The 20,960-nt window shown below is 69.5% G+C and carries 22 protein-coding genes; 17 read left to right on the forward strand and 5 right to left on the reverse strand.

Features of this window, described 5'->3' with window-relative positions; genetic code table 11:
* The first annotated feature begins 4 nt into the window (after positions 1–4).
* A complete protein-coding gene (locus AB0M51_RS03065) occupies positions 5–2,497 on the forward strand; it encodes a polynucleotide kinase-phosphatase (RefSeq protein WP_363747853.1) in 2,493 nt (830 codons plus the stop codon).
* On the opposite strand, the gene AB0M51_RS03070 is transcribed toward AB0M51_RS03065, so the two are convergent.
* Positions 2,471–3,136: a hypothetical protein gene (locus AB0M51_RS03070; RefSeq protein ID WP_363747855.1), complete on the reverse strand. Its 666-nt coding sequence runs from the start codon at positions 3,134–3,136 to the stop codon at positions 2,471–2,473. The two genes, AB0M51_RS03065 and AB0M51_RS03070, sit on opposite strands and share 27 nt — an antisense overlap.
* Before the next feature lie 106 nt (positions 3,137–3,242).
* On the opposite strand from AB0M51_RS03070, the gene AB0M51_RS03075 reads away from it, so the two are divergent.
* From AB0M51_RS03075 to AB0M51_RS03110, 8 genes are read left to right on the forward strand one after another with little or no spacing between them, the layout of a single operon-like run.
* Positions 3,243–5,099 (forward strand): beta-L-arabinofuranosidase domain-containing protein, encoded by a 1,857-nt coding sequence (locus AB0M51_RS03075; RefSeq protein WP_363747857.1) that lies wholly within the window; start codon positions 3,243–3,245, stop codon positions 5,097–5,099.
* Complete coding sequence (locus AB0M51_RS03080; protein WP_363747859.1) at positions 5,099–6,793, forward strand: ABC transporter substrate-binding protein; 1,695 nt, start codon at positions 5,099–5,101, stop codon at positions 6,791–6,793. Before AB0M51_RS03075 ends, AB0M51_RS03080 begins: the two co-directional genes overlap by 1 nt.
* A complete protein-coding gene (locus AB0M51_RS03085) occupies positions 6,790–7,737 on the forward strand; it encodes an ABC transporter permease (RefSeq protein WP_363747861.1) in 948 nt (315 codons plus the stop codon). Before AB0M51_RS03080 ends, AB0M51_RS03085 begins: the two co-directional genes overlap by 4 nt.
* Complete coding sequence (locus AB0M51_RS03090) at positions 7,734–8,717, forward strand: ABC transporter permease (protein ID WP_344198081.1); 984 nt, start codon at positions 7,734–7,736, stop codon at positions 8,715–8,717. The genes AB0M51_RS03085 and AB0M51_RS03090 overlap by 4 nt, the downstream gene beginning before the upstream one ends.
* Positions 8,714–9,529 carry an ABC transporter ATP-binding protein gene (locus AB0M51_RS03095; protein WP_344198083.1) on the forward strand — a complete coding sequence of 272 codons (816 nt, stop codon included), beginning with the start codon at positions 8,714–8,716 and terminating at the stop codon, positions 9,527–9,529. The genes AB0M51_RS03090 and AB0M51_RS03095 overlap by 4 nt, the downstream gene beginning before the upstream one ends.
* Positions 9,526–10,350, forward strand: coding sequence for an ATP-binding cassette domain-containing protein (locus tag AB0M51_RS03100; protein WP_344198085.1), 825 nt, complete (start codon positions 9,526–9,528; stop codon positions 10,348–10,350). Before AB0M51_RS03095 ends, AB0M51_RS03100 begins: the two co-directional genes overlap by 4 nt.
* Positions 10,347–11,624, forward strand: a complete 1,278-nt coding sequence (locus AB0M51_RS03105) for an alpha/beta fold hydrolase (RefSeq protein ID WP_344198087.1) — start codon at positions 10,347–10,349, stop codon at positions 11,622–11,624. The genes AB0M51_RS03100 and AB0M51_RS03105 overlap by 4 nt, the downstream gene beginning before the upstream one ends.
* 39 nt (positions 11,625–11,663) lie before the next feature.
* Positions 11,664–12,350 carry a GntR family transcriptional regulator gene (locus AB0M51_RS03110; protein WP_344198088.1) on the forward strand — a complete coding sequence of 229 codons (687 nt, stop codon included), beginning with the start codon at positions 11,664–11,666 and terminating at the stop codon, positions 12,348–12,350.
* Here AB0M51_RS03110 and AB0M51_RS03115 read toward each other — a convergent pair.
* Positions 12,338–12,931: a helix-turn-helix domain-containing protein gene (locus AB0M51_RS03115; RefSeq protein WP_363747864.1), complete on the reverse strand. Its 594-nt coding sequence runs from the start codon at positions 12,929–12,931 to the stop codon at positions 12,338–12,340. The genes AB0M51_RS03110 and AB0M51_RS03115 overlap by 13 nt on opposite strands.
* 71 nt (positions 12,932–13,002) lie before the next feature.
* Between AB0M51_RS03115 and AB0M51_RS03120 the strand changes: the two genes are divergently transcribed.
* Positions 13,003–13,443, forward strand: a complete 441-nt coding sequence (locus tag AB0M51_RS03120) for an ester cyclase (protein ID WP_363747866.1) — start codon at positions 13,003–13,005, stop codon at positions 13,441–13,443.
* 33 nt (positions 13,444–13,476) lie between these two features.
* Here AB0M51_RS03120 and AB0M51_RS03125 read toward each other — a convergent pair whose 3' ends face one another.
* The gene (locus tag AB0M51_RS03125) at positions 13,477–14,457 is read right to left on the reverse strand and encodes a carbohydrate kinase family protein (protein ID WP_344198091.1); all 981 of its coding nucleotides are present in this window, start codon (positions 14,455–14,457) and stop codon (positions 13,477–13,479) included.
* Positions 14,458–14,564: 107 nt separating this feature from the next.
* Here AB0M51_RS03125 and AB0M51_RS03130 point away from each other — a divergent pair, with 107 nt between their 5' ends.
* From AB0M51_RS03130 to AB0M51_RS03155, 6 genes are all read left to right on the forward strand, one after another.
* Positions 14,565–15,200 (forward strand): class I SAM-dependent methyltransferase, encoded by a 636-nt coding sequence (locus AB0M51_RS03130; protein WP_363747867.1) that lies wholly within the window; start codon positions 14,565–14,567, stop codon positions 15,198–15,200.
* On the forward strand, positions 15,197–15,841 hold the full coding sequence (ccmA, locus tag AB0M51_RS03135; protein ID WP_363747869.1) for a heme ABC exporter ATP-binding protein CcmA: 645 nt from the start codon (positions 15,197–15,199) through the stop codon (positions 15,839–15,841). The genes AB0M51_RS03130 and ccmA overlap by 4 nt, the downstream gene beginning before the upstream one ends.
* A gap of 97 nt (positions 15,842–15,938) precedes the next feature.
* On the forward strand, positions 15,939–17,465 hold the full coding sequence (locus tag AB0M51_RS03140) for a DUF6297 family protein (RefSeq protein WP_363747871.1): 1,527 nt from the start codon (positions 15,939–15,941) through the stop codon (positions 17,463–17,465).
* A 51-nt stretch (positions 17,466–17,516) separates the two neighbouring features.
* Positions 17,517–17,858 carry a PadR family transcriptional regulator gene (locus tag AB0M51_RS03145; RefSeq protein ID WP_344198099.1) on the forward strand — a complete coding sequence of 114 codons (342 nt, stop codon included), beginning with the start codon at positions 17,517–17,519 and terminating at the stop codon, positions 17,856–17,858.
* On the forward strand, positions 17,855–18,175 hold the full coding sequence (locus AB0M51_RS03150; protein ID WP_363747873.1) for a hypothetical protein: 321 nt from the start codon (positions 17,855–17,857) through the stop codon (positions 18,173–18,175). Before AB0M51_RS03145 ends, AB0M51_RS03150 begins: the two co-directional genes overlap by 4 nt.
* Positions 18,172–18,738 carry a hypothetical protein gene (locus AB0M51_RS03155; protein WP_344198103.1) on the forward strand — a complete coding sequence of 189 codons (567 nt, stop codon included), beginning with the start codon at positions 18,172–18,174 and terminating at the stop codon, positions 18,736–18,738. The genes AB0M51_RS03150 and AB0M51_RS03155 overlap by 4 nt, the downstream gene beginning before the upstream one ends.
* Here the strand turns inward: AB0M51_RS03155 and AB0M51_RS03160 are convergent.
* On the reverse strand, positions 18,726–19,031 hold the full coding sequence (locus AB0M51_RS03160) for a pyrophosphatase (RefSeq protein WP_344198105.1): 306 nt from the start codon (positions 19,029–19,031) through the stop codon (positions 18,726–18,728). The genes AB0M51_RS03155 and AB0M51_RS03160 overlap by 13 nt on opposite strands.
* A gap of 38 nt (positions 19,032–19,069) precedes the next feature.
* Between AB0M51_RS03160 and AB0M51_RS03165 the strand changes: the two genes are divergently transcribed.
* Positions 19,070–19,975, forward strand: a complete 906-nt coding sequence (locus AB0M51_RS03165; RefSeq protein WP_363747876.1) for a hypothetical protein — start codon at positions 19,070–19,072, stop codon at positions 19,973–19,975.
* A 43-nt stretch (positions 19,976–20,018) separates the two neighbouring features.
* Here AB0M51_RS03165 and AB0M51_RS03170 read toward each other — a convergent pair whose 3' ends face one another.
* Positions 20,019–20,885, reverse strand: coding sequence for a peptidoglycan recognition family protein (locus AB0M51_RS03170; RefSeq protein WP_363747878.1), 867 nt, complete (start codon positions 20,883–20,885; stop codon positions 20,019–20,021).
* Positions 20,886–20,960 lie beyond the last annotated feature (75 nt).

Below are 20,960 nucleotides of genomic sequence, written 5' to 3' on the forward strand. Positions count from 1 at the left end.
TCTGGTGGTGCTTGTAGGGGCAAGTGGATCCGGGAAGTCGACGTTCGCGCGGGCACACTTCCGGCCCACCGAGGTGATCTCGAGCGACTTCTGCCGGGGCCTGGTGTCCGACGACGAGAACGACCAGGCCGCCACCAAGAACGCCTTCGAGGTGCTGCACTTCATCGCGGGCAAGCGCCTGGCTGCCGGTCGGCTGACCGTGATCGACGCGACCAACGTCCAGCCGGACGCCCGCAAGGAGCTCGTCAACCTGGCCCGTGAGCACGACGTACTCCCGGTGGCGATCGTCCTCGATCCGCCCGAGCGCGTGTGTGTCGAGCGCAACGAGCGACGCGCCGACCGCCAGTTCGGCAGCAAGGTGATCGTTCGCCAGCGCTCGCAGCTCAAGCGCGGTCTGCGCAGCCTGAAACGCGAGGGGTTCCGCACCGTCCACGTGCTCGGCAGCGTCGAAGAGATCGATGCCGTGAGCATCGAACGCACCCGGCTGTACAACGACCTCACCGACCGGACCGGTCCGTTCGACATCATCGGCGACGTCCACGGCTGCCGCCCCGAGCTCGAGCGCCTGCTCACCGACCTCGGCTACACCCTGATCCGCGACGGCAGCGGCCGCCCGGTGGACGCCACCCATCCGGATCGTCGCGCGATCTTCGTCGGCGACCTGGTCGACCGCGGCCCGGACACTCCCGGCGTACTGCGGCTCGTGATCGGAATGGTTGCCGGCGGCAACGCATACTGCGTGCCCGGCAACCACGAGGACAAACTGCTCCGCGCGCTGCGCGGCAAGAACGTGAAGATCAGCCACGGCCTGGAAACCACGCTGGAACAGCTGGCCGCCGAGCCGCAGGAGTTCCGGGACCAGGTCGCGGCGTTCATCGACGGCCTGATCTCGCACTACGTGTTCGACGGCGGCAAGCTGGTCGTCTCGCACGCCGGCCTGGTCGAGCGGATGCACGGCCGTACGTCGGGGCGCGTCCGCTCGTTCTGCCTGTACGGCGAGACGACCGGCGAGACCGACGAGTTCGGGCTGCCCGTGCGGTACCCGTGGGCGAACGACTACCGCGGTCGCGCGATGGTCGTCTACGGTCACACGCCGACGCCCGAGCCGGAGTGGATCAACAACACGATCTGCCTGGACACCGGCTGCGTGTTCGGCGGATCGCTCACCGCGCTGCGCTACCCGGAGCGGGAGCTGGTGTCGGTGCCGGCCGCCGAGGAGTACTACGCCCCCGCGAAACCGTTGCACGTGGCAACGGCACCCGAGCGGGAACCCGACGTGCTCCAGCTGACCGACGTGACCGGCCGCCGCGTGATCGAGACAGCGACGCACGGGCGGCTGAGTGTCCGCGAGGAGCAGGCCGGTGCGGCGCTCGAGGTGATGAGCCGGTTCGCGATCGACCCGCGGTTCCTGCTGTACCTGCCGCCGACGATGAGCCCGGTCGCGACCTCGCCGGAGCCGGGGTTGCTGGAGCACCCGCGGCAGGCGTTCGAGACGTACCGCGGGCAAGGCGTCACGGAGCTGATGTGCGAGGAGAAGCACATGGGCTCGCGGGCCGTCGTGCTGCTGACACGGGACGACGACGTCGCCGAGCAGCGGTTCGGGCTGGCCGGGCGTGGTGCGATCCACACGCGGACCGGGCGGTCGTTCTTCGACGCGGAGCTGACCGACGAGCTGCTGCTGCGGCTGCGAGCGGTCGCTTCGGCTGCTGGTGTTTTCGAGGAGCTGGGCTCGTCCTGGGTGCTGATCGACGCGGAACTGCTGCCATGGAGCGCGAAGGCCGAGGACCTGCTGCGGAACCAGTACGCCGCGGTCGGGGCGGCTGCCCGTACGTCGTTGCCTGCCGCAACCGCCGCGCTACGGTCCGCGCGTGACGCCGGGCTGGAGGTGGGAGAGCTGCTGGCCACGGTCGAGCGGCGTACGGCGAACGCGGAGCGGTTCACCGCGGCGTACCGGCGGTACTGCTGGCCGACGGACGGGCTGGACGGCGTACGGCTCGCGCCGTTCCAGGTGCTCGCGTCCGAAGGGGCGACGTACCACGACCGGCCGCACCGCTGGCACCTCGACCTCGCGGACCGGATGGTTGCGGCCGGCCCCGACCTGGTCACGCCGACGCGGCGGCTGTACGTCGACGCCGGCAACTGGGACGCCGGCGTCGCGTGGTGGGAGGAGCTGACCGGCGCCGGGGGAGAGGGCATGGTGGTGAAGCCGGCCGCGAACCTGACGCGGACGGCGAAGGGGTTGGCGCAGCCGGGACTGAAGGTCCGCGGGCAGGAGTACCTGCGGCTGATCTACGGTCCCGACTACACCGATCCCGCGAACTTCACCCGGCTGCGTGACCGGAACCTCGGGCACAAGCGGTCGCTTGCGCTGCGTGAGTACGCGCTCGGACTGGAGTCGCTCACCCGCGCCGCGCAGGGCGAACCGCTGTGGCGCATCCACGAATGCGTGTTCGCCGTACTCGCTCTCGAATCAGAGCCGGTCGACCCGCGGCTGTGACCGCTGCCGCCGGCGGAGGTGGACGACGACGACCGTGGCGATCGCGACGACGAGCATGACGGCGGGCAGTGACGTGGTCCAGTCCTGGAACGCCGCGTTCAGGACCGCGGTCGGCGCGAGGCCGATCGCGACCGGGACGACGGCCGCGCGGTCGCCGCGGTAGACGTCGTACAGGACGAGCGGTGTGAGCAGCCAGCAGCCGAAGAGGATCAGGTAGCCGATGCCGAGCGAGTCGCTCAGCGTGCGGCTGTCGTCGAGCACCCAGCCGAAGCCACCGACGGCGAGCAGGACGAGCATGACCGCCGCCGGCGACCAGCGGAGTGCCGCGCGCAGGTCGATGGCCCGGCGCGCGAGGGCGAGGCCCAGGTAGCAGGCGATCACGAGCAGCTCGACGGCGATCGTCCACAGGAACAGCTCCAGGCCGCTGGTGTACCCGTCGGAGCGGTCGAGCGCCGGGGGCGGCTCGCAGACGGTTCCGCGGGGGACGTTCTCGCACGGGTCCGGAGCGGTCGTCGCGAGCAACTCGTCGAGCAACCAGACGAGCAGCAAGGTCACGAACGTGACCGCGGCGGTCACGCGGTACAGGTAGCCGGCAGGCCTGGGCACCGCTCGGCGCAGGCTGATACGGGGCGCGCTCACCCGAACACGATCTCGGATCGAGGGGCCACCGGTCGTTGGTTTCCGGCGTGTAAACCTCTTCCGTCAGGGGTTGGCAAGGTGTGACATTGCACTTAAGGTCAGTGCAATGTCACACGGTACAGACCTCGAAGTGCAGCTCACCGGCGGGTTGCTGCACGCCTGGCAGCAGCGGAACCGGGCGGCGACCATCCCGCACGCGATCGCCGAACTCCGCAAGGCCGGCAACCTGGAGAACCTCCGCCGGCTCGGCGACCCGTCCGTCGGCGGGTACCGCGGGCGGTACCCGTTCCTGGACACGGACCTGTACAAGACCCTCGAAGGACTCGCCTACGAGGTCGGTCGCGAGGACGCGCCGGTGGGCGCTCGGGAGTTCTACGACGAGGTTGTCGGACTGCTCGAGGAGGCGCAGGCGGACGACGGCTACCTGAACTCGTACTTCCAGGATCCCGACCAGCCGAAGCAGCCCTGGTCGGACCTCGGCTGGGGGCACGAGCTGTACAACCTCGGCCACCTGATCCAGGCGGCCGTCGCGGCGCAGCGGCGGTTGTCGGACGGCAGATTGTTGACAATCGCCCGGCGGTTCGCGGATCTCGTCGTCCGGAAGTACGGAACGGACGGGGAGGAGGTCGTCGACGGTCATCCCGAGGTGGAGATGGCGCTGGTCGAGCTTTATCGTGAAACCGGCGAGGCGGCGTACCTGACGCAGGCGCAGCTGTTCGTCGACCGGCGCGGGCAGGGGAAGCTCAAGCACACGATCTTCCCTGGGGAGTACTTCCAGGACCACGTCCCGTTCCGGGAGTTGCCGTCCGTGACCGGGCACGCCGTACGCATGGCGTACCTCGCGGCCGGCGCGGCCGACGTCCACCTGGAGACCGGTGATCCGACGTTGCTCGCGGCGCTCGAGCGGCTGTGGGACGACATGGTCGCGACCAAGCTGTACCTCACCGGCGGGCTCGGCAGCCGGCACTCCGACGAGGCGATCGGCGACCGGTACGAGCTGCCGTCCGAGCGGGCGTACGCCGAGACGTGTGCGGCGATCGCGACGATGCAGTGGGCGTGGCGGATGTTCCGCGCGACCGGCAAGGCGTCGTACCTCGACGTGTACGAGACGGTGCTCTACAACGCTTATGCGGTAGGGCTTTCGGCCGACGGTACGGCGTTCTTCTACGACAACCCGCTGCAGCGCCGGCCGGATCACGAGCAGCGTTCGGGTGCCGAGGACGGCGGCGAGCTCCTCCGCCGCGCCTGGTTCGGCTGCCCGTGCTGCCCGCCGAACATCATCCGCTGGATGTCCGAGCTCCAGGACCACGTCGCCCTGCACCGCGACAACACCCTGTACGTAGGCATCTACGCCAACGCCCGCATCACGACCGGAGAGCTCACCGTCACCGTCACCACCGACTACCCGTGGGACGGGGAAGTCACCCTCACCGTAGAGAACGCCCCCTCGGAGGAGCTCACGATCGCCCTCCGGGTCCCCAAGTGGACCACCAACCCAACCCTCACAGCGCCCGGCGGTTCGGCTGAAGAGAGGGAGGGTTGGGTTCGGGTCCGTCGGGCGTTCGTGCCTGGGGATGTCCTCCGGCTGACGTTGCCGATGGCACCTAGAGCGCACGGCGCGCACCCATACGTGGATGCGACCCGTGGAGCGATTGCTGTTGCTCGCGGACCGCTTGTCTATTGCGTCGAGCAACAAGACGTGGACGCCCCGGTCGACGACCTGCTGCTCACCCCGGCGGGTGTGGGACGAGCGACCCCGCGCACGAACGACGACCACGTCGTACTCGAGCTCACCGCGGGCGTCGCCCCACCGCCCGCGCCCGAGTTGTACCCCGTCCTCACCGGAACACCCCAGGAGACCGCCTCGAAGCACGTGCCGGCGACGTTGTCGCCGTACTTCCTCTGGGGAAACCGTCAGCCCCTGGCCATGCGTGTGTGGCTGCGAACCGAAAGAGAAGACTGATGAAGAGAACCTCGAAGCTGGTCGGGCTCGTGGCAGCGGCCGCGTTGACCCTCACCGCGTGCGGCGGCGGTGCGTCCGGGACGAAGGGCGCGTCCGAAGGCCCCGGCGCCAAGGCTGCCAAGGGCGGTACGTTGCAGGTGCTCGCGAACGCGGCGTTCTCGCACCTGGATCCGGCCCGCGGGTTCGACGGCGGCGTGAACAACTTCTACCGGCTGATCTACCGCACGCTCACCACCCAGGGCGCGGCGCCGGGCGCGGCCGGTACGAAGATCGTCCCGGACCTCGCCACCGACACCGGCAAGCCGACCGACGGGGGCAAGACCTGGACGTTCACGCTGAAGGACGGGCTGTTCTTCGAGACCGGTGCGCCGATCACCAGCGCGGACGTGAAGTGGGGCGTCGAGCGCGCGTGGGACCCGGAGATCGGCATCGGCTCGCCGTACGCGAAGCAGCTGATCGAGGCGCCCGCGTCGTACCAGGGCCCGTACAAGTCCGGTGACCTGGCAACGATCCAGACCCCGGACGCGAAGACCGTCGTCTTCCACCTGAAGAAGCCGTTCGCCGACTTCGGCAGCGTGGTCGCGCAGAACACGTTCACGCCGGTGCCGAAGGGCCAGGGCGCGGGCAACGCGCTGGACAGCAAGCCGATCGCGTCCGGGCCCTACAAGCTGGCGGACTACAAGCCGGGCGCCTCGCTGAAGCTGGTCCGCAACGACAAGTGGGACAAGAAGACCGACGACGTCCGGACCGCGAACCCGGACGTGTTCCAGTGGACGTTCGGGCTCGACCCGGCGACGATCGACGAGCGGATGATCGCCGGCCAGGGCACCGACGCGGACGCGATCGCCGGTACCGTCCAGGCCGCCAGCGTCGCCCGGATGCAGACGCCGCAGCTGAAGCAGCGGACGATGACCGGCATCAACGGCTGTACGACGTACATGGGGCTGAACACCACGAAGAAGCCGCTGGACAACGTGAAGGTCCGGCAGGCGATCAACCTCGCGGTGAACAAGCAGACTGTCCGGGACGCCGACGGCGGATCGGCGCTCGCCGAGATCGGTACGACGATCCAGCCGCCGACGATCACCGGCCGGGTGGACTACGACCCGTACCCGAGCCCGGACCACAAGGGCGACCCCGACGCCGCCCGCAAGCTGCTCACCGAGGCGGGGTTCGGAGCAGGCCTCACGATGACGCTCGACACCCGCGCGCAACCGAAGATGCAGGCGATGGCGGTCGCGATCCAGCAGGCGCTGGAGCCGCTGAAGATCACCGTGAAGATCAACACGATCGACACCGCGACGTACTACGAGGTGATCGGTACGACGTCCCAGCAGCACGACGCCGCGATCACCGGGTGGTGCCCGGACTGGCCGTCCGGCGCGACCTTCCTGCCGCCGCTGTTCGACGGCCGCAACATCACCCCGAAGGGCAACACCAACCTGTCGCAGCTGAACGACCCGGGCGTGAACGCGAAGATCGACGAGATCTCCAAGCTGACCGACGTGGACGCCGCGAACAAGGCGTACGGCGAACTCGACAAGCAGATCATGGCGCTCGCGCCGGTCGTGCCGCTGCTCTACGAAAAGGTGCTGATGCTTGTCGGTGGCAACATCGGCGGCGCCTACCTGCACGACGGGTTCTCCGGCGGCATCGACCTGGTGTCGGTCGGCCTGAAGGACGCGAGCAAGTGACAACCAGCCCGACTCTGGTCGAGGTCGAGGAGGCGGTGCCGAGCGCGGCACCGCCCACCTCGGGCAAGCGGCTGCTCACCAGGATCACGCGGGACAAGGGCGCGCTGGCCTGCCTGGCGTTCCTCGCGATCGTGGTGCTGATGGCGATCGCCGCGCCGTTGATCACCAAGCTCAGCGGCTGGGGTCCGTACCAGTTCGACTCCGCCGCGATCAACTCCGACCTCGGCGGGCTGCCGCGCGGCTCGCTCGGCGGGATCAGCGGCTCGCACTGGTTCGGTGTCGAGCCGCAGAACGGCCGCGACCTGTTCGCCCGGATCGTGTACGGCGCCCGGGTGTCGATCACGATCTCGTTGTCCGCGACCCTGCTGACCGGGATCCTCGGCGTGGTGCTCGGCATGCTGGCCGGGTTCTACCGCGGCTGGGTGGATCAGGTGATCTCCCGGCTGATGGACTTCCTGATGGCGTTCCCGGCGCTGATCTTCATGATCGCGATCCTGTCCTCGCTGCCGTCCGGGAACCGGCCGGTGCTGCTGGTCGTGGTGATCAGCGCGTTCGGCTGGCCGTACCTGGCCCGGGTGATCCGCGGTCAGACCATGACGCTGGCGAACCGCGAGTTCGTCGAGGCGGCCCGGGCGTCCGGGGCGAAGGACACCCAGGTGGTGTTCCGGGAGATCCTGCCGAACCTGCGCGGCTCGATCGTGGTGATGACGACGCTCGCGATCCCGGGGTACATCGGCACCGAGGCCGGCCTGTCGTTCCTCGGTGTCGGGGTCTCGCCGCCGACCGCGTCCTGGGGCCAGATGATCGCGAGCTCGGTCAGCTGGTACTCGGTGGACCCGATGTTCTTCGCGATCCCTGGTGCGTTCCTGTTCCTCACGGTGCTGTCGCTGACCGTCCTCGGCGACAAGATCCGCACCCTCATCGACCAGGGAGAGGCGGCATGACCCGGTATGTCTTGGGACGGCTCGGTGGCGTCGTACTGATCCTGCTGGCCGTCTGCCTGTTCACGTACCTGATCTTCTTCGAGCTGTCGCCGGATCCTGCGGTGATGATCTGCGGCAAGACATGTACGCCGGAACGCATCGACTCGATCCGGAACGTGCTCGGGCTGAACCAGCCGATCCTGACCCAGTTCTGGGAGTTCCTGAGCGGGATCTTCGCCGGCCGGGACTACGGCTCGGTGCACTGTTCGGCGCCGTGTCTCGGGTACTCCTTCCAGACCAACGAGTCGGTGTGGAGCATGATCACCGCCCGGCTGCCCGTCAGCGTGACGGTCGCGGTCGGCGCGGCCGTGCTGTGGCTGCTCGCCGGCGTGATCGGCGGTCTGATCAGCGCGGTCAAGCAGGGCACCTGGTGGGACCGTTCGGCGATGGCGCTCGCGCTCGGCGGCGTCAGCGTGCCGAACTACGTGCTCGCGCTCGTCCTGCAGTACGTCCTGGTCGTGAAGTTGCAGGTGCTGCCGTTCCCGTCGGTGGTGTCTTTTGTTGACAATCCGATTGTCTGGTTCGAGTCGTACCTGATGCCGTGGGTGGTGCTGGCCGTCGGCTACGCCTGTCTGTACGCACGGCTGACCCGGAGCAACGTGATCGACACGTTGTCGGAGAACTACTTCCGGACCGCCCGGGCGAAGGGCCTGAGCGGAACGCTGATCATGCGCCGGCACGCGCTTCGGCCCGCGCTGACGCCGATCACCACGATCTTCGGGATGGACTTCGCCGGCCTGCTCGGCGGTGCGCTGATCACCGAGACTGTGTTCGGCCTGAACGGGATCGGCAAGATGGCGGCCGACTCGATCGCCAAGAACGACCAGCCGGTGATCATGGCGGTGACGCTGCTGGCCGCGTTCTTCGTTGTCATCGGCAACGTCGTGGTCGACCTGCTCTACACCGCCCTGGATCCGCGGGTACGGGTGGTGTCGTCATGAGCGGTGAACTGTTTGTTGTCGACAATCTGACGGTCACCCTGCCGACCGGGCGTGGACCGGTCGACGTGGTGAAGAACGTGTCGTTCACCGTCGGTCAGGACGAGACCGTCGGGATCGTCGGCGAGTCCGGGTCGGGCAAGTCGATGACCGCGCTCGCCGTCCTCGGGCTGCTGCCGCGCGGCGCCCGGACGTCGGGCAGCGTGAAGCTCGACGGCGCCGAACTGCTCGGCCGGACCGACCGCGAGCTCCGGTCGGTGCGCGGCAACGCGGTGTCGATGGTGTTCCAGGACCCGTTGTCGTCGCTGAATCCCTACTACACGGTGGGTCTGCAGATCGAGGAGATGTACCGCGCCCATCGCGGCGGCACCCGGAAGGACGCGCGCCGGGTGGCGATCGAGGCGCTGGAGCGGGTCGGGATTCCCGATCCGGGGCGCCGGGTGGATCATTATCCGCACCAGTTCTCCGGCGGTCAGCGGCAGCGCGTGATGATCGCGATGGCGTTGTGCTGCTCACCGTCGCTGTTGATCGCGGACGAGCCGACGACGGCGCTCGACGTGACCGTGCAGGCTCAGATCCTGGAGCTGCTCGCCGAGCTGCAGTCGACGACCGGTACGGGGATGATCTTCATCACCCACGACCTGGCGGTGATCAGTTCGATCGCCCACCGGGTGCTGGTGATGCAGTCAGGCGATCCGGTCGAGTACGGGACGGCGGAGCAGGTGTTCTCGGACCCTCGGCACGAGTACACCCGGATGCTGCTGGACGCCGTACCCAGAATCGACGACGGAATCGACGACGAGGTAGCGTCATGACATTGCTGGAAGTGCGGGGCGTGACGAAGGAGTTCGTCACGCGCGGCGAAGGGGCCCGGGCGCGGAAGACCACGTTCACCGCGGTGGACGACGTGAGCTTCGACGTCGAGCTCGGCGAGACGCTCGCGATCGTCGGCGAGTCCGGCAGCGGGAAGTCCACCACCGCACGGATCGCGGCCCGGCTGCTGGAGCCGACCAGCGGTACGGTCGTCTTCGACGGGCAGGACGTGACCCGTGCCCGGGGCAAGGATCTCGCCGCCTTCCGGAACGACGTGCAGGTGGTGTTCCAGGACCCGTTCTCGTCGCTGAACCCGCGGTACACGGTGGAGCGGATCATCACCGCACCGCTCACCTACCAGGGCATCACGCCGACCGGCTCCAAGCGTGCGTTCGCGCAGGAGCTGATGGAGCGGGTCGGGCTGAACCCGGACCACTGCCGGCGCTACCCGGCGCAGTTCTCCGGCGGGCAGGCGCAACGGATCGGCATCGCCCGCGCGCTGGCCGTGAACCCGAAGCTGGTGATCTGCGACGAGGCGGTGTCGGCGCTCGACGTGTCGATCCAGGCGCAGGTCCTCGAGCTGCTGATGCGGCTGCAGCGGGAGAGCGGGTTCAGCTACATCTTCATCGCGCACGACCTGGCGGTCGTCCGGCAGATCTCGCAGCGCGTCGCGGTGATGAACCGGGGCAGAATCGTGGAGCTCGGGTCGCGGGAGCAGGTGTTCGGCGACCCGCAGGACTCCTACACCAGAACCTTGCTGGCGGCCGTACCGCGGATCAACCCGGAGTGGGACGCCAGACGCAGGCAGAAAGAGGCGGGATGACCAGCTACACAATTCCCCGGATGCACGTCCGGGAGCACACTGTCGACGTTCCGCTCGACTGGGAAGCGCCGGGGGAGTCGATCAGCCTGTTCGCCCGGGAGCTGGTGGATCCGACCCGGAAGGACGAGGAACTGCCCGTTCTGCTGTATCTGCAGGGCGGTCCGGGTGGCAAGGGTCCGCGGCCGGTCAGCGCCTCGGGGTGGATCGGACAGGCGCTGAAGACGCACCGGGTCGTGCTGATGGATCAGCGCGGCACCGGTCGCAGTACGCCGGTGAGCGGCCGCCGGATGGCCGCGATGACCGCGGCCGAAGGTGCCGCGTACCTCGCGCACTTCCGCGCGGACTCGATCGTCGCGGACGCCGAACACCTACGGAAGGCCGTCTTCGGCGGGAAGCGCTGGTCGACGCTCGGCCAGAGCTACGGCGGCTTCCTGACGCTCACCTACCTCTCGAAGGCGAACGACGGCCTGTCGGCCTGCTACGTCACCGGCGGACTCGCGTCGATCGACCCGTCGGCGGCCGAGGTCTACCGGCGGACCTATCCGCGGGTCGCGGCGAAGAACCGCGAGTTCTACCGTCGCTACCCGCACAACGTGGAGCGGGTCGGCCGGCTGGCGGATCGGCTCGCGGCTGACGACGTACGGCTGCCGGACGGCGATCGCCTGACCGTACGGCGGTTGCAGTCGCTCGGGATCGACTTCGGGATGCAGCCCGGGTACGAGCGGATCCACTGGCTCCTCGACGAGGCCTTCGACGGCGACGAGCTGTCCGACACGTTCCTCGGCCAGGTCCAGGCGCAGTCGTCGTACCTGGGGAATCCGCTGTTCGCGGCGCTCCAGGAGAGCATCTACGGATCCGGCGACGGCGCGACCGGCTGGGCGGCCGAGGCGGAGCGGGCGCGCCGCCCGGAGTTCGCCGAGGACGCCCGGCCGCTGCTGTTCACCGGCGAGATGATGTACCCCTGGATGTTCGAGGAGATCCGCGGGCTGCGGCCGTTCCGGGGCGCCGTCGAGCTGCTCGCACAGCGCCCGAGCTGGCCGGACCTGTACGACCACGAGAGGCTCGCGGCGAACGACGTACCGGTGGCGGCCGCGGTCTACTTCGACGACATGTACGTCGACTCCGGCCTGCAGCTGGACACCGCGCGCCGGGTCGGGAACGTGCAGGCCTGGGTGACGAACGAGTACGAGCACGACGGGCTCGGCTCCGACCGGGTGTTCGAGCGGCTGACCGAACTGGTCGCCGCGATCGGGGGTGGCATCCGGGACAACTGACCGGCGTGTTTCACAATGGGCGATCAGGGAGGTGAACCGATGACTGCCGATTCGATCGGGCCGCTGCCGAGCGTACGGCGGCTGGCGCAGCGCGAGAACCTGCGCGACAGCGTGGCCAACGCGCTCCGGGCGGCGGTGATCTCCGGCGAGCTGAAGCCGGGGGAGGTGTACTCGGCGCCGACGCTCGGCGCGCGGTTCGGCGTCTCCGCGACGCCGGTCCGGGAGGCGATGCTGGACCTGGTCCGCGAGGGCCTGGTGATCTCGTTGCGGAACAAGGGCTTCCGGGTCACCGAGGTGTCCGACGAGGACCTGGACAACCTGGCGGCGCTCCGCCAGCTGATCGAGCCGCCGACCGTGCGGGACGTGGTCGCGGCGATCCCGGCCGCGGACTACCCTCGGCTGCGGGCGCTGGCCGAGGAGATCGTGGTGGCGGCCGAGGCGGGCGACCTGATCGCGTACATCGAGGCGGACCGGGTGTTCCACGTCACACTGCTCACGTACTCCGGGAACCCGAAGCTCGTCGAGGTGGTGTCCGACCTGCGCTCACAGACCCGCCTGCTCGGACTCACCCCGCTCGTCGAGAGCGGCCGGCTGGTCCCGTCCGCCGCCGAACACCACGAGCTCCTGGACCTCGTCGAGTCCGGCGACGGCGAAGGCGCCGAGCAGTTGATGCGCCGCCACATCGGCCACGTCCGCGGCCTCTGGGCCCGCTCTCAGAGCAGCTGACGGTGGAGTGAGTCGGCGACGAACACCTCGAACTCCTCCGGGCTCCAGCCGGATTCGCCGACCAGTTCCTGATACACACCCGGTGCGGCGAGCGCGCGGTAGATGGCCTGCGCCTGCTTGAGCGGAACCCGCAGTACGTCGTTCAGCGAGGCGATCATCGCGTCCATCACCTCGTTGCGCCCGGCAAGCTTCGACCGGAGCAGGGCCCTGGTCTCGGGGCTCTCGTCGGTCGCGGCCTCGAAGATCAGCACGACGTCGAAGCCGGCGGCGTACAGGTTCGCCAGCCAGCCCGCCGCCCCGCGGAGCCGCTCGACCGGGTCGGCGATCGCGAACACCTGCTGAGCGCGTTCCCGGGCGCCCGCCTCCGCGAGCCACTGGTCGCAGATCAGCGAGAGCAGCTCCCGCTTGGTCCCGAACGCGGAGTACACCGTCCGGGTCGCCACGCCGGCCTGTTTCGCGATCGCGTCGATGCTCGTGGCGCCGTACCCCCGCTCGGCGAAGAGCCGGCGGGCCGCCTGCGCGATCCGGATCCGGGTCTCCTCCGCCTGGACCTGGCGGTAGGTCTTGACAGCTTCGGCCACGTCGGCACACTATCACTGTGTTCAGTGCAGTGACACTGCATCGAGTGCATTACTAGTGAATTGGGGGCGTCATGGAAGGACCACTGGAGGTACTGGAACGGATCCTGCAGGAGGGGTTCGCAACCGGGAACGAGGCGATCGTCGACGAGGTGTGTGCGCCGGACCTGATCGAGCACCAGTTCGGCCTCGCCGGACGCGGCGAGCAGGCGCGGGCACAGGTGAAGGCCGCGATCCGGCAGGTGCACGAGCTGATGCCGGACATCGTCTACACGCTGGAGGACTCGGTCGTCGTCGGTGACCTGGTCTGGGCGCGCGGCCGGGCCCGCGGCACGGCGACCGGACCGTTCTTCGGCCCGCCGAGCAACGCGCCGATCGACATCACGCTCTTCGAACAGGCCCGCGTCGTGGACGGCAGGATCGTGGAGCACTGGGGCAACCCGGACCGGTTCGCACTCCTCGCCCAGACCGGTGCGCTCGGCCGGCTGGCTGGCCACCAGCCTGCCGTTGGGTGACGCCTTCGGTCCCGGCCGCCTCCCGGGCGCGGGTCAGGCGGAGCGGAGTGCCTGCTTCGCGGTGGCGGCGGCGTCCGCGCCGTACGCGCTGGTGAGGCGGTCGAGGAAGGTCGGGTGATCGAGCGTGTACTCCTGGGTGCCGACGGTCTCCAGGACCGTGGTGGCCAGCGTGCAGCCGAGGTGGGCGGCGGCCTCGTGGTCGAGGCCCGCGGCGCGTCCCGTGAGGTAGCCGGCCCGGAACGCGTCGCCACCGCCGGTCGGGTCCACCAGCTTCGGCGCCGGTACGGCGGGGACCTTCGCGAGGATGCCGGTGGTGTCCTCGATGACCACGCCGTCGCCGCCGTGCGTGGTGATCCGGACACCGACCCGCTCGAGGATCTCGTCATGGCTCCAGCCGGTCTTCTGCGCCATCAGGCCGGCCTCGTACTCGTTGCTGAACAGGTACGCCGCGCCGTCGATCAGCGTCCGGATCGCTTCGCCCTCCATCCGGGCGAGCTGCTGTGACGGGTCGGCCGCGACCGGGATCCCGTGCTGCTTGGCGAGCTGGGTGTGCTTGAGCATCGCGTCCGGGTCGTCGGCGCCGATCAGCACCAGGTCGACGCCGCCGGCCGCCTGGTGGATCGCGCCGAGGTCGAGCTCGCGGGCCTCGGCCATCGCGCCGGTGTAGAACGAGGCGATCTGGTTCGCGTCCAGGTCCGTCGTACAGGTGAACCGCGCGGTGTGTACGTTCTCGCACACGCGGACGTGTGACACGTCCACGCCGGCCGCGGTCAGCGCCGCGCCGTACTCCGCGAAGTCGGCGCCGACCGAGCCGACCAGCAGCGACGGGTACCCGAGCTGGGCCATGCCGTAGCAGATGTTCGCGCCGACCCCGCCGCGGTGCACGACCAGCTCGTCGACCAGGAAGGACAGCGACACCTTGTGCATCTGCTCTTCCAGGAACTGGTCCTTGAAGCGGCCCGGGAACGTCATCAGGATGTCGGTCGCGATCGATCCGGCGACGGCGATTCGCATGGGTGGTGCTCCCTAATCAGCGGGTAGAGCTGGGGTGGGTGAAGACGCTTCGGGCAACCCATAGAGACTACAAGGCGACGACTTAATACACGGAGGGTGGAACTCCCATGGGCCATCAGGTGCCGGTGACCGAGGAACTGCACGACTACATGCTCGCCCACGGGATGCCGCTGGACGAGATCGCGACCGAGTTGCGCGCCGAGACCGAGAAGCTCGGCAACCCGGCCGGCATGCTGACCACCGCGGACCAGGCCGGCCTGCTGACCACCCTGACCCGGCTGATCGGCGCCCGCCGCGCGGTCGAGATCGGTACCTTCACCGGGTTCTCGGCGCTGGCGATCTCCCGCGGGCTGCCGGACGACGGCGAGCTGATCTGCCTGGACGTCTCCGACGAGTGGACCTCGATCGGGCGGAAGTACTGGGAGCGCGCCGGGGTCGCCGGCAAGATCGACCTGCGGATCGGCGACGCGCACGAGTCGGTGGCGAAGCTCGACGGCTCGTTCGACCTGGCGTTCGTCGACGCCGACAAGGACTGGTACGTCAAGTACTTCGAGACCGTGCTGCCGCTGATCCGGCCGAACGGGTTGCTGCTGTTCGACAACACGCTGGCCGGCGGGCGGGTGATCGACGCCGACGGCCCGGCGGACCGCAAGGAGTTCAACGCGCACGTGGCCGCGGACGACCGGGTCGACGTCGTCATGCTCGGTATCGGCGACGGGCTCACCCTGGTCCGCAAGAAGTGAGCAAGAAGGCGGCGCCCCGCTTGTCCGTCCAGGGGCTGCAGCACAAGTACGGCGACCGCCCGGTGATCGAGGGGCTGAACTTCACCCTCGCCGCCGGGCAAGCGATCGCGCTGGTCGGGCCGAACGGCGCCGGCAAGACGACCGTGCTCAAGTGCATCGTCGGCGCGGCGGCCCCCGCGGCCGGGAAGATCCTGCTCGACGGGCAGCCGATCGACGAACGCGCCGAGTCGGTACGGCGGGACGTCGCGACGCTGCTCGACGACCTGGACTTCTTCCCGGACCTGACCGCGGCCGAGCACCTCGACCTGCTCGCCCGCGCGCACGGCAACGCCGAACCGGAGGATCTGGTCGACACGATCCTGGACGACATCGGACTACTGCCCGCCGCCGACCAGTTGCCCGGGTCGCTGTCCTCGGGTCAGCGCCGCCGCCTCGCGCTGGCGACCGCGCTGGTCCGCCCGCGCAAGCTGATGGTGCTGGACGAGCCCGAGGCCCGGCTCGACGTCGACGGCGTCCAGTGGCTGTCGGAGCGGCTGGTCCAGGAGAAGAAGTCCGGTACGGCGATCCTGTTCGCCAGCCACGACCCGGGCCTGGTCGAGACGGTCGCAGACTCCGTCGTCACCCTCACCCCGCTGCCATGACGGTACAAATGCCACGCCTCCGGCGCGGCGGGTCATGGGGCTGTTACTCCCGGTCTTCCCTCGTCGCTGCGCTCCTCAGTCCAGACCGGGAGGCCCCATGACCGCGGCGGACGGGCTGGTGGAGTTCGACCCGGCGGACTTCGGGGCGATCCCGTCGTCGCGGGCGCTGCGGCAGTGGATGCGGACCACCCGGCGCAAGCACGCGGACCGGTCGTTCTGGGAGATCTTCGAGGACGTCTACCTGGTCCTGTTCACGCTGGCGATGGCCGGCGCGACCGGCGGCAACGTCGTACGGCACCTGAACTCGAACGCGGCCGGCTGCGCGTCTCTGGGCTGCCATCGGCTGACCTCGTGGTTACCGTGGATCGTCATACCGTTGCTGCTGGCAACGACGCTCCGGGTGCTGCTGGCCGTCGGCCCGGTGTCGGCGTCCCGCGCCACCGGCTTCTGGCTGCTCGCCACCCCGGTCAATCGCGCCGCCCTCCTCCGTCCTGCCTACCGCCTCGTGATCGCCACCGTCGGAGTCGTCGGCGTGATCGTCGGCGGCATCATCTGGGCCCTCCTCGGCGCGCCCGTGTCCGGCGTCTTCGAGGCGGCCGTGCTGATCGGCGCGGCGCTGGTGTGCGCGGCGGTCGCCACCGCGTGGGCACAGCAGACGGTCCGGCGTACCTGGTGGGCGCTGCGGATCGCGGACGTGCTGCTGCTGGCGGCCGTCGTACCGGCGGTCGTGCTTGCGCTGCGTCCCGATCCGACCAAGGGCGCGACGGTCGAAACGCTCTCGATGTACGTCTCTACGAGTGGCAGCAACACGGGCCTCCTGCTCGCCGCAGCGGCTGTGCTGGTGTGCCTCGCGTTGGCCTTCGTGATGTCGCGGACACTCGACCGGCTGGGTCGGATCAGTGTGATCGCCGGTGGTGAACTGCTGGCGGGGCTGGCCGGTGCGGCGAGCAGTCTGGACATCAGCATGCTGGGCGACGTGATCGCCGGGCGGCACTGGCGGTTGAAGGGGCGGGTCCGCTCGCACCGCGGCCGGGGCGCGAACGGGGCAGCGATCGTGCAACGGGAGTTCCACCGGATCCTCCGCTGGCCGCGCCGCCTCGCCGTCGCGTTCGCGTTGCTGGTCGTGCCGTACGCCGTACACGGCGCCGGATTCCACGTACTCGTACCGATCGCCGCCGCCATCGCCGGGTTCATCGCCGTACGGCCGTTGCTCGACGGTCTGCGTACCGCGTGCCGCTCGACCGGGCTGGTGCGGGCGCTCGGCTGGGACCTCCGGGACCTGCGGATCGTGATGGCGGTCGTGCCCGCCGCGGTCGCGGTCGTCTGGGCGGCCTGCGCGTTCCCGGCGATCGGCAGCGCGGCGTCGACCTTCGCCGTTGCCGCGGGCATCATTTCCGGCACCGTACGGCAGGCCTCCGCGCGCCCGCCGTCGTACGCCGGACCGCTCGTCACGTCACCGATGGGCGCGATCCCGCCCGGGCTGTTCTCGCAGCCGGCCCGCGGGTTCGACCTGCTGGTGGTCTGCCTGGCGCCGGTGCTGCTCAACCTCCCCGGCCTCTGGGTGACGGTGATCCCGGCCGTCGTACTGATGCTGATGTTCAGCGTCCGGCCCAAGACCGCCTGACGGGTCAGGCGTCCTTGCCGGATCTTGGTGCGGACAGGTACCTTGTGTCGCATGGTAGCGGAGAAGGTCTTCACCCAGCTGCGCCGCGGGACGCTGGAGTACTGCGTCCTCGCGCTGTTGCAGGGAGAGCCCCGTTACGGTTTCGAGTTGGTCAAGGCGCTCGGTGAGGTCGACGGACTGGTCACCACCGAAGGCACGATCTACCCACTCCTCGCGCGGTTGCGGCGCGAGGGTCTGGTGGAGACGAGCTGGCAGGAGTCCGGGTCCGGGCCACCGCGGCGCTACTACACCTCGACACCCGAGGGCAGCCGGGCACTGGCCGAGTTCACCGCGGACTGGCAACGGTTCTGCGCGTCGGTCGACAAGATCTTGCAGAGTGGGAGACGGGGATGAACATGGAAATGACGAATGGTGCCGCACTGCAGGCGTCGGAGCCGCGGCTACGGACCCGCGACTGGATCACGCTGGGGTTGCTGGTGTTCGGGCCGTTCGTGCTGGGGATCGGCTGGCTGGTCGGCGTCTGGTTGCTGTGGACGTCGAACCGCTGGACCACGGTCTGGAAGATCGCAGGCACCGTCGCCTGGCCGGTCGGCTGGACCGCTGCGGCGTGCTGCGAGTTCTTCCAGCCGCCGGTCTGGGTGAGTCTGCTGGTCGGCGCGGTGATCGCGATCGCCGTGTACGTCGCGCTGATCAAGGAGGCCCGCGTATGAACGCGCAGCAGAGCGGCGACCGGCTCGTCGACGCCTACCTGAAGTACCTCACGAAGGCCGCCGAGCCGCTGCCCGAGTCCCGGCGTACCGAGCTGGTCGCAGACGTGACGTCACACATCGCCGAGGCCCGCGCGGCCGGCGCCACCTCGGAGGACGACGTACGCCGGATGCTGCAGCGGCTGGGCGATCCGGACGAACTGGTGGCGGCGTCGACGGACGGGCTCGTCCTGGTCGACCGGTACCGGCCGAAGTTCCGCGGGCGCGAGGTGATGGCGCTCGTGCTGCTGGTGCTCGGCGCGTTCGTCGCGCTGATCGGCTGGGGAGTCGGCGTCCTCCTGCTGTGGACGTCGGACCGCTGGACCCGCGCGGAGAAGTGGACCGGCACGTTCGTCTGGCCGTTCGGCATCGTCTTCCCGTACTTCCTCGCGACGCTGCAGACCGGCTTCACGCTGCCGGTCTGGCTGGGCATCCCGCTACTGGTGCTGGCAGTGCTCGCCCAGCTGACCGTGCTCGGTCTGCTGATCAAGAACGCCGGTCCTGGTCGCTCCCGTCAGGCTTCGTAGACCAGCCACTTGCGCTCGATCTCGGCGGGGAGGTCGACGTCGTGCTGCTTGGCGAACAGGAGCACCTGGCACAGGACGTCGGCGAACTCCTGGTGGAACGTGTCGCGGATCTGCTCTGCGGTCGCGCCCTTCGTCCGGGCGCGGCCGGTGTGCTGGAGGTAGGCCTGGGTGAGCTCGCCGACCTCCTCCTGGAGTTTGAGCAGGAACCAGTCGGGGTCGCGCTCGAAGCCGAGGCGGACGCCGTACCCGACGGAGATCTTCTCGAGCCGGTCCTGCAGCTGCTTGAGGTCCACGGTGGTATCCAAGCAGGCTGCGCCGACAGAATGTGGAGATGGACGCGACCGGGTGGTTGCTGGAGTCGGATGAGCCGGCGGTTCGGAAGCTGGCCCGGCGGGACCTGCTGGGCGAGGAGTCAGCCGAGGAAGTCCTCGCCGGGCGGATGGTGCGGACGCTGCTGACGGACGCGTGTGCGGACAAGCGGGCGTACAAGAAGTGGACCGGCGCGCACTGGCGGATCGTCTCGCTGGTCGAGCTCGAGGTACCGCCGGGCGAGCCGCGAGCGGTCGAGGCCGCGGAGTACGACCTGGCCGAGGTGATGCGATCGCTCAAGTACGGCGTGCGTGTCGTCGACGGACTCGTACGGCGATGCGGGTCGATCGAAGGCAACACACTGGCTGCATGCAGCCGGCTCGGGATGGCGGGCGATCCGCGCGTGCAACGCCTGGCCGAGGGACTGTTGGAGTGGCAATGGCCTGACGGCGGGTGGAACTGCGACCGCCGCGCGAGCGGCCGACGGTCGTCGTTCCACGAGACGCATGCCGCGGCCTGGGGACTGCACGAGTACTACCGCGCCACGGGAGAGATCGCGGCGCGGGCCGGAGCGTTGCGAGCGGGGGAGCTGTTCCTCGAGCACCGGTTGTTCCGGAGCCTGTCGACCGGTGAGGTGATCAACCCGAAGTGGTTGCGGCCGCACTATCCGCCGTACTGGCACTACGACATCCTGCAGGCATTGCTGGTCCTGTCGCGGCTCGGGCTTGCCGGAGATGAGCGCGCCGGCGACGCGTTGGACGAGTTGGAGCGGCAGCGTCGCCCCGACGGCCGGTGGACTGCGGGGACGCCGTGGTGGGGTCCCGTCGGCGGCAGCCGGTCGCCCGAGGTCGTCGACTGGGGGCGCACCGGGCCGAACGAGCTGATCACGCTGAACGCCCTGCGAGTCCTGAAGGCCGCAGGGCGCTGAACGTGATCAGCTGCGCTGCTCCCGCGACGCCTGGGTGGGTGACCTACTTGGCTTCTTCGGCCTTGGCGTCTTCGACCGGTGGGAACGGGTCGAGGGCGTGGTCCTCGAGCTTCGGGTCGGTGTTCGGGTCCGGGACCTGCGGCTCCTGCTGGGCCGGCGCGTCGGCGGCCAGGTTCTTCGGGGCGGTGGCCCAGACCGCGGCGGCCGCGCGGGCCGCGTCCGCGGCGTCGGTCTGGCGCTCGTAGTTCTTGATGTCCAGTGCGTACGCCTTCGCGACCGCGGTCAGGTCGCGACGCAGCTGCTTGTGGACCCAAAGTGCGTAGGCCTGCGTGCGGGCCTCGATGAAGTTCTTCAGTTCCTGCATCTGCGCCGGGGTCATGTCGTCGTCCTCCGAGTGGCCGGGGTTGAAGTCGCCGCGGGCGATCGCGGCGCGGGCGGGATCGCCGGGGCAGTCGGTCGGCTCCGGGCGGACCGCGGAGTGCGGCCTGATCGCCGTACCGCGGGGATAGAGCTTGCGGAAGTCGGCGATCACCGCGCGGGTGGTCGCCTTCATCGCGGCGGACGGCTGCTCGCCGGTGACCAGCACCAGCAGGATCGCGCCGTACCGGTCGTTGACGTCGGCGTCGCCGTTCGCGCCGGACTTGGTGCGCATGCCGCGCAGGGTCCAGGCCCGGCCTTCCTGGTCGACCGCGATCTGGTAGGCGATGTCCGACCAGCCGCGGGTGTCCATGTGGTAGTCCTGCCAGCCGCGCAACGCGGACGCGACCGCTGTCCTGGTGTGGATGACCTTCGTCGAGCCGGTGCCCGGCCAGTGGATGACCGCGCCTTCGACGTGGGACGCGGTCAGGTTGCCCGGCCCGGCGTTCGGCGGCCGCGCGTTCCACGCGGACCGGGGCAGATATTCGACCATCTGTGCTCCTCACATGCCTCACAGCGCCAGGTAGTCAACCGATCACACACAGCAGACGACCGTCAAGCGGTGATC

Source organism: Kribbella sp. NPDC051137 (assembly GCF_040682535.1).
Classification (GTDB): domain Bacteria; phylum Actinomycetota; class Actinomycetes; order Propionibacteriales; family Kribbellaceae; genus Kribbella; species Kribbella karoonensis.

Bases quoted from the DNA above. Each gene is read 5' to 3' on its own strand.
- AB0M51_RS03075 (WP_363747857.1), top strand. From the start codon at position 3,243: ATGTCACACGGTACAGACCTCGAAGTGCAGCTCACCGGCGGGTTGCTG.
- AB0M51_RS03090 (WP_344198081.1), top strand. From the start codon at position 7,734: ATGACCCGGTATGTCTTGGGACGGCTCGGTGGCGTCGTACTGATCCTG.
- AB0M51_RS03150 (WP_363747873.1), top strand. From the start codon at position 17,855: ATGAACATGGAAATGACGAATGGTGCCGCACTGCAGGCGTCGGAGCCG.
- AB0M51_RS03170 (WP_363747878.1), bottom strand. From the start codon at position 20,885: ATGGTCGAATATCTGCCCCGGTCCGCGTGGAACGCGCGGCCGCCGAAC.
- AB0M51_RS03165 (WP_363747876.1), top strand. From the start codon at position 19,070: ATGGACGCGACCGGGTGGTTGCTGGAGTCGGATGAGCCGGCGGTTCGG.
- AB0M51_RS03110 (WP_344198088.1), top strand. From the start codon at position 11,664: ATGACTGCCGATTCGATCGGGCCGCTGCCGAGCGTACGGCGGCTGGCG.
- AB0M51_RS03095 (WP_344198083.1), top strand. From the start codon at position 8,714: ATGAGCGGTGAACTGTTTGTTGTCGACAATCTGACGGTCACCCTGCCG.
- AB0M51_RS03105 (WP_344198087.1), top strand. From the start codon at position 10,347: ATGACCAGCTACACAATTCCCCGGATGCACGTCCGGGAGCACACTGTC.
- AB0M51_RS03155 (WP_344198103.1), top strand. From the start codon at position 18,172: ATGAACGCGCAGCAGAGCGGCGACCGGCTCGTCGACGCCTACCTGAAG.
- AB0M51_RS03125 (WP_344198091.1), bottom strand. From the start codon at position 14,457: ATGCGAATCGCCGTCGCCGGATCGATCGCGACCGACATCCTGATGACG.
- AB0M51_RS03080 (WP_363747859.1), top strand. From the start codon at position 5,099: ATGAAGAGAACCTCGAAGCTGGTCGGGCTCGTGGCAGCGGCCGCGTTG.
- AB0M51_RS03130 (WP_363747867.1), top strand. From the start codon at position 14,565: ATGGGCCATCAGGTGCCGGTGACCGAGGAACTGCACGACTACATGCTC.
- AB0M51_RS03100 (WP_344198085.1), top strand. From the start codon at position 9,526: ATGACATTGCTGGAAGTGCGGGGCGTGACGAAGGAGTTCGTCACGCGC.
- AB0M51_RS03140 (WP_363747871.1), top strand. From the start codon at position 15,939: ATGACCGCGGCGGACGGGCTGGTGGAGTTCGACCCGGCGGACTTCGGG.
- AB0M51_RS03145 (WP_344198099.1), top strand. From the start codon at position 17,517: ATGGTAGCGGAGAAGGTCTTCACCCAGCTGCGCCGCGGGACGCTGGAG.
- AB0M51_RS03120 (WP_363747866.1), top strand. From the start codon at position 13,003: ATGGAAGGACCACTGGAGGTACTGGAACGGATCCTGCAGGAGGGGTTC.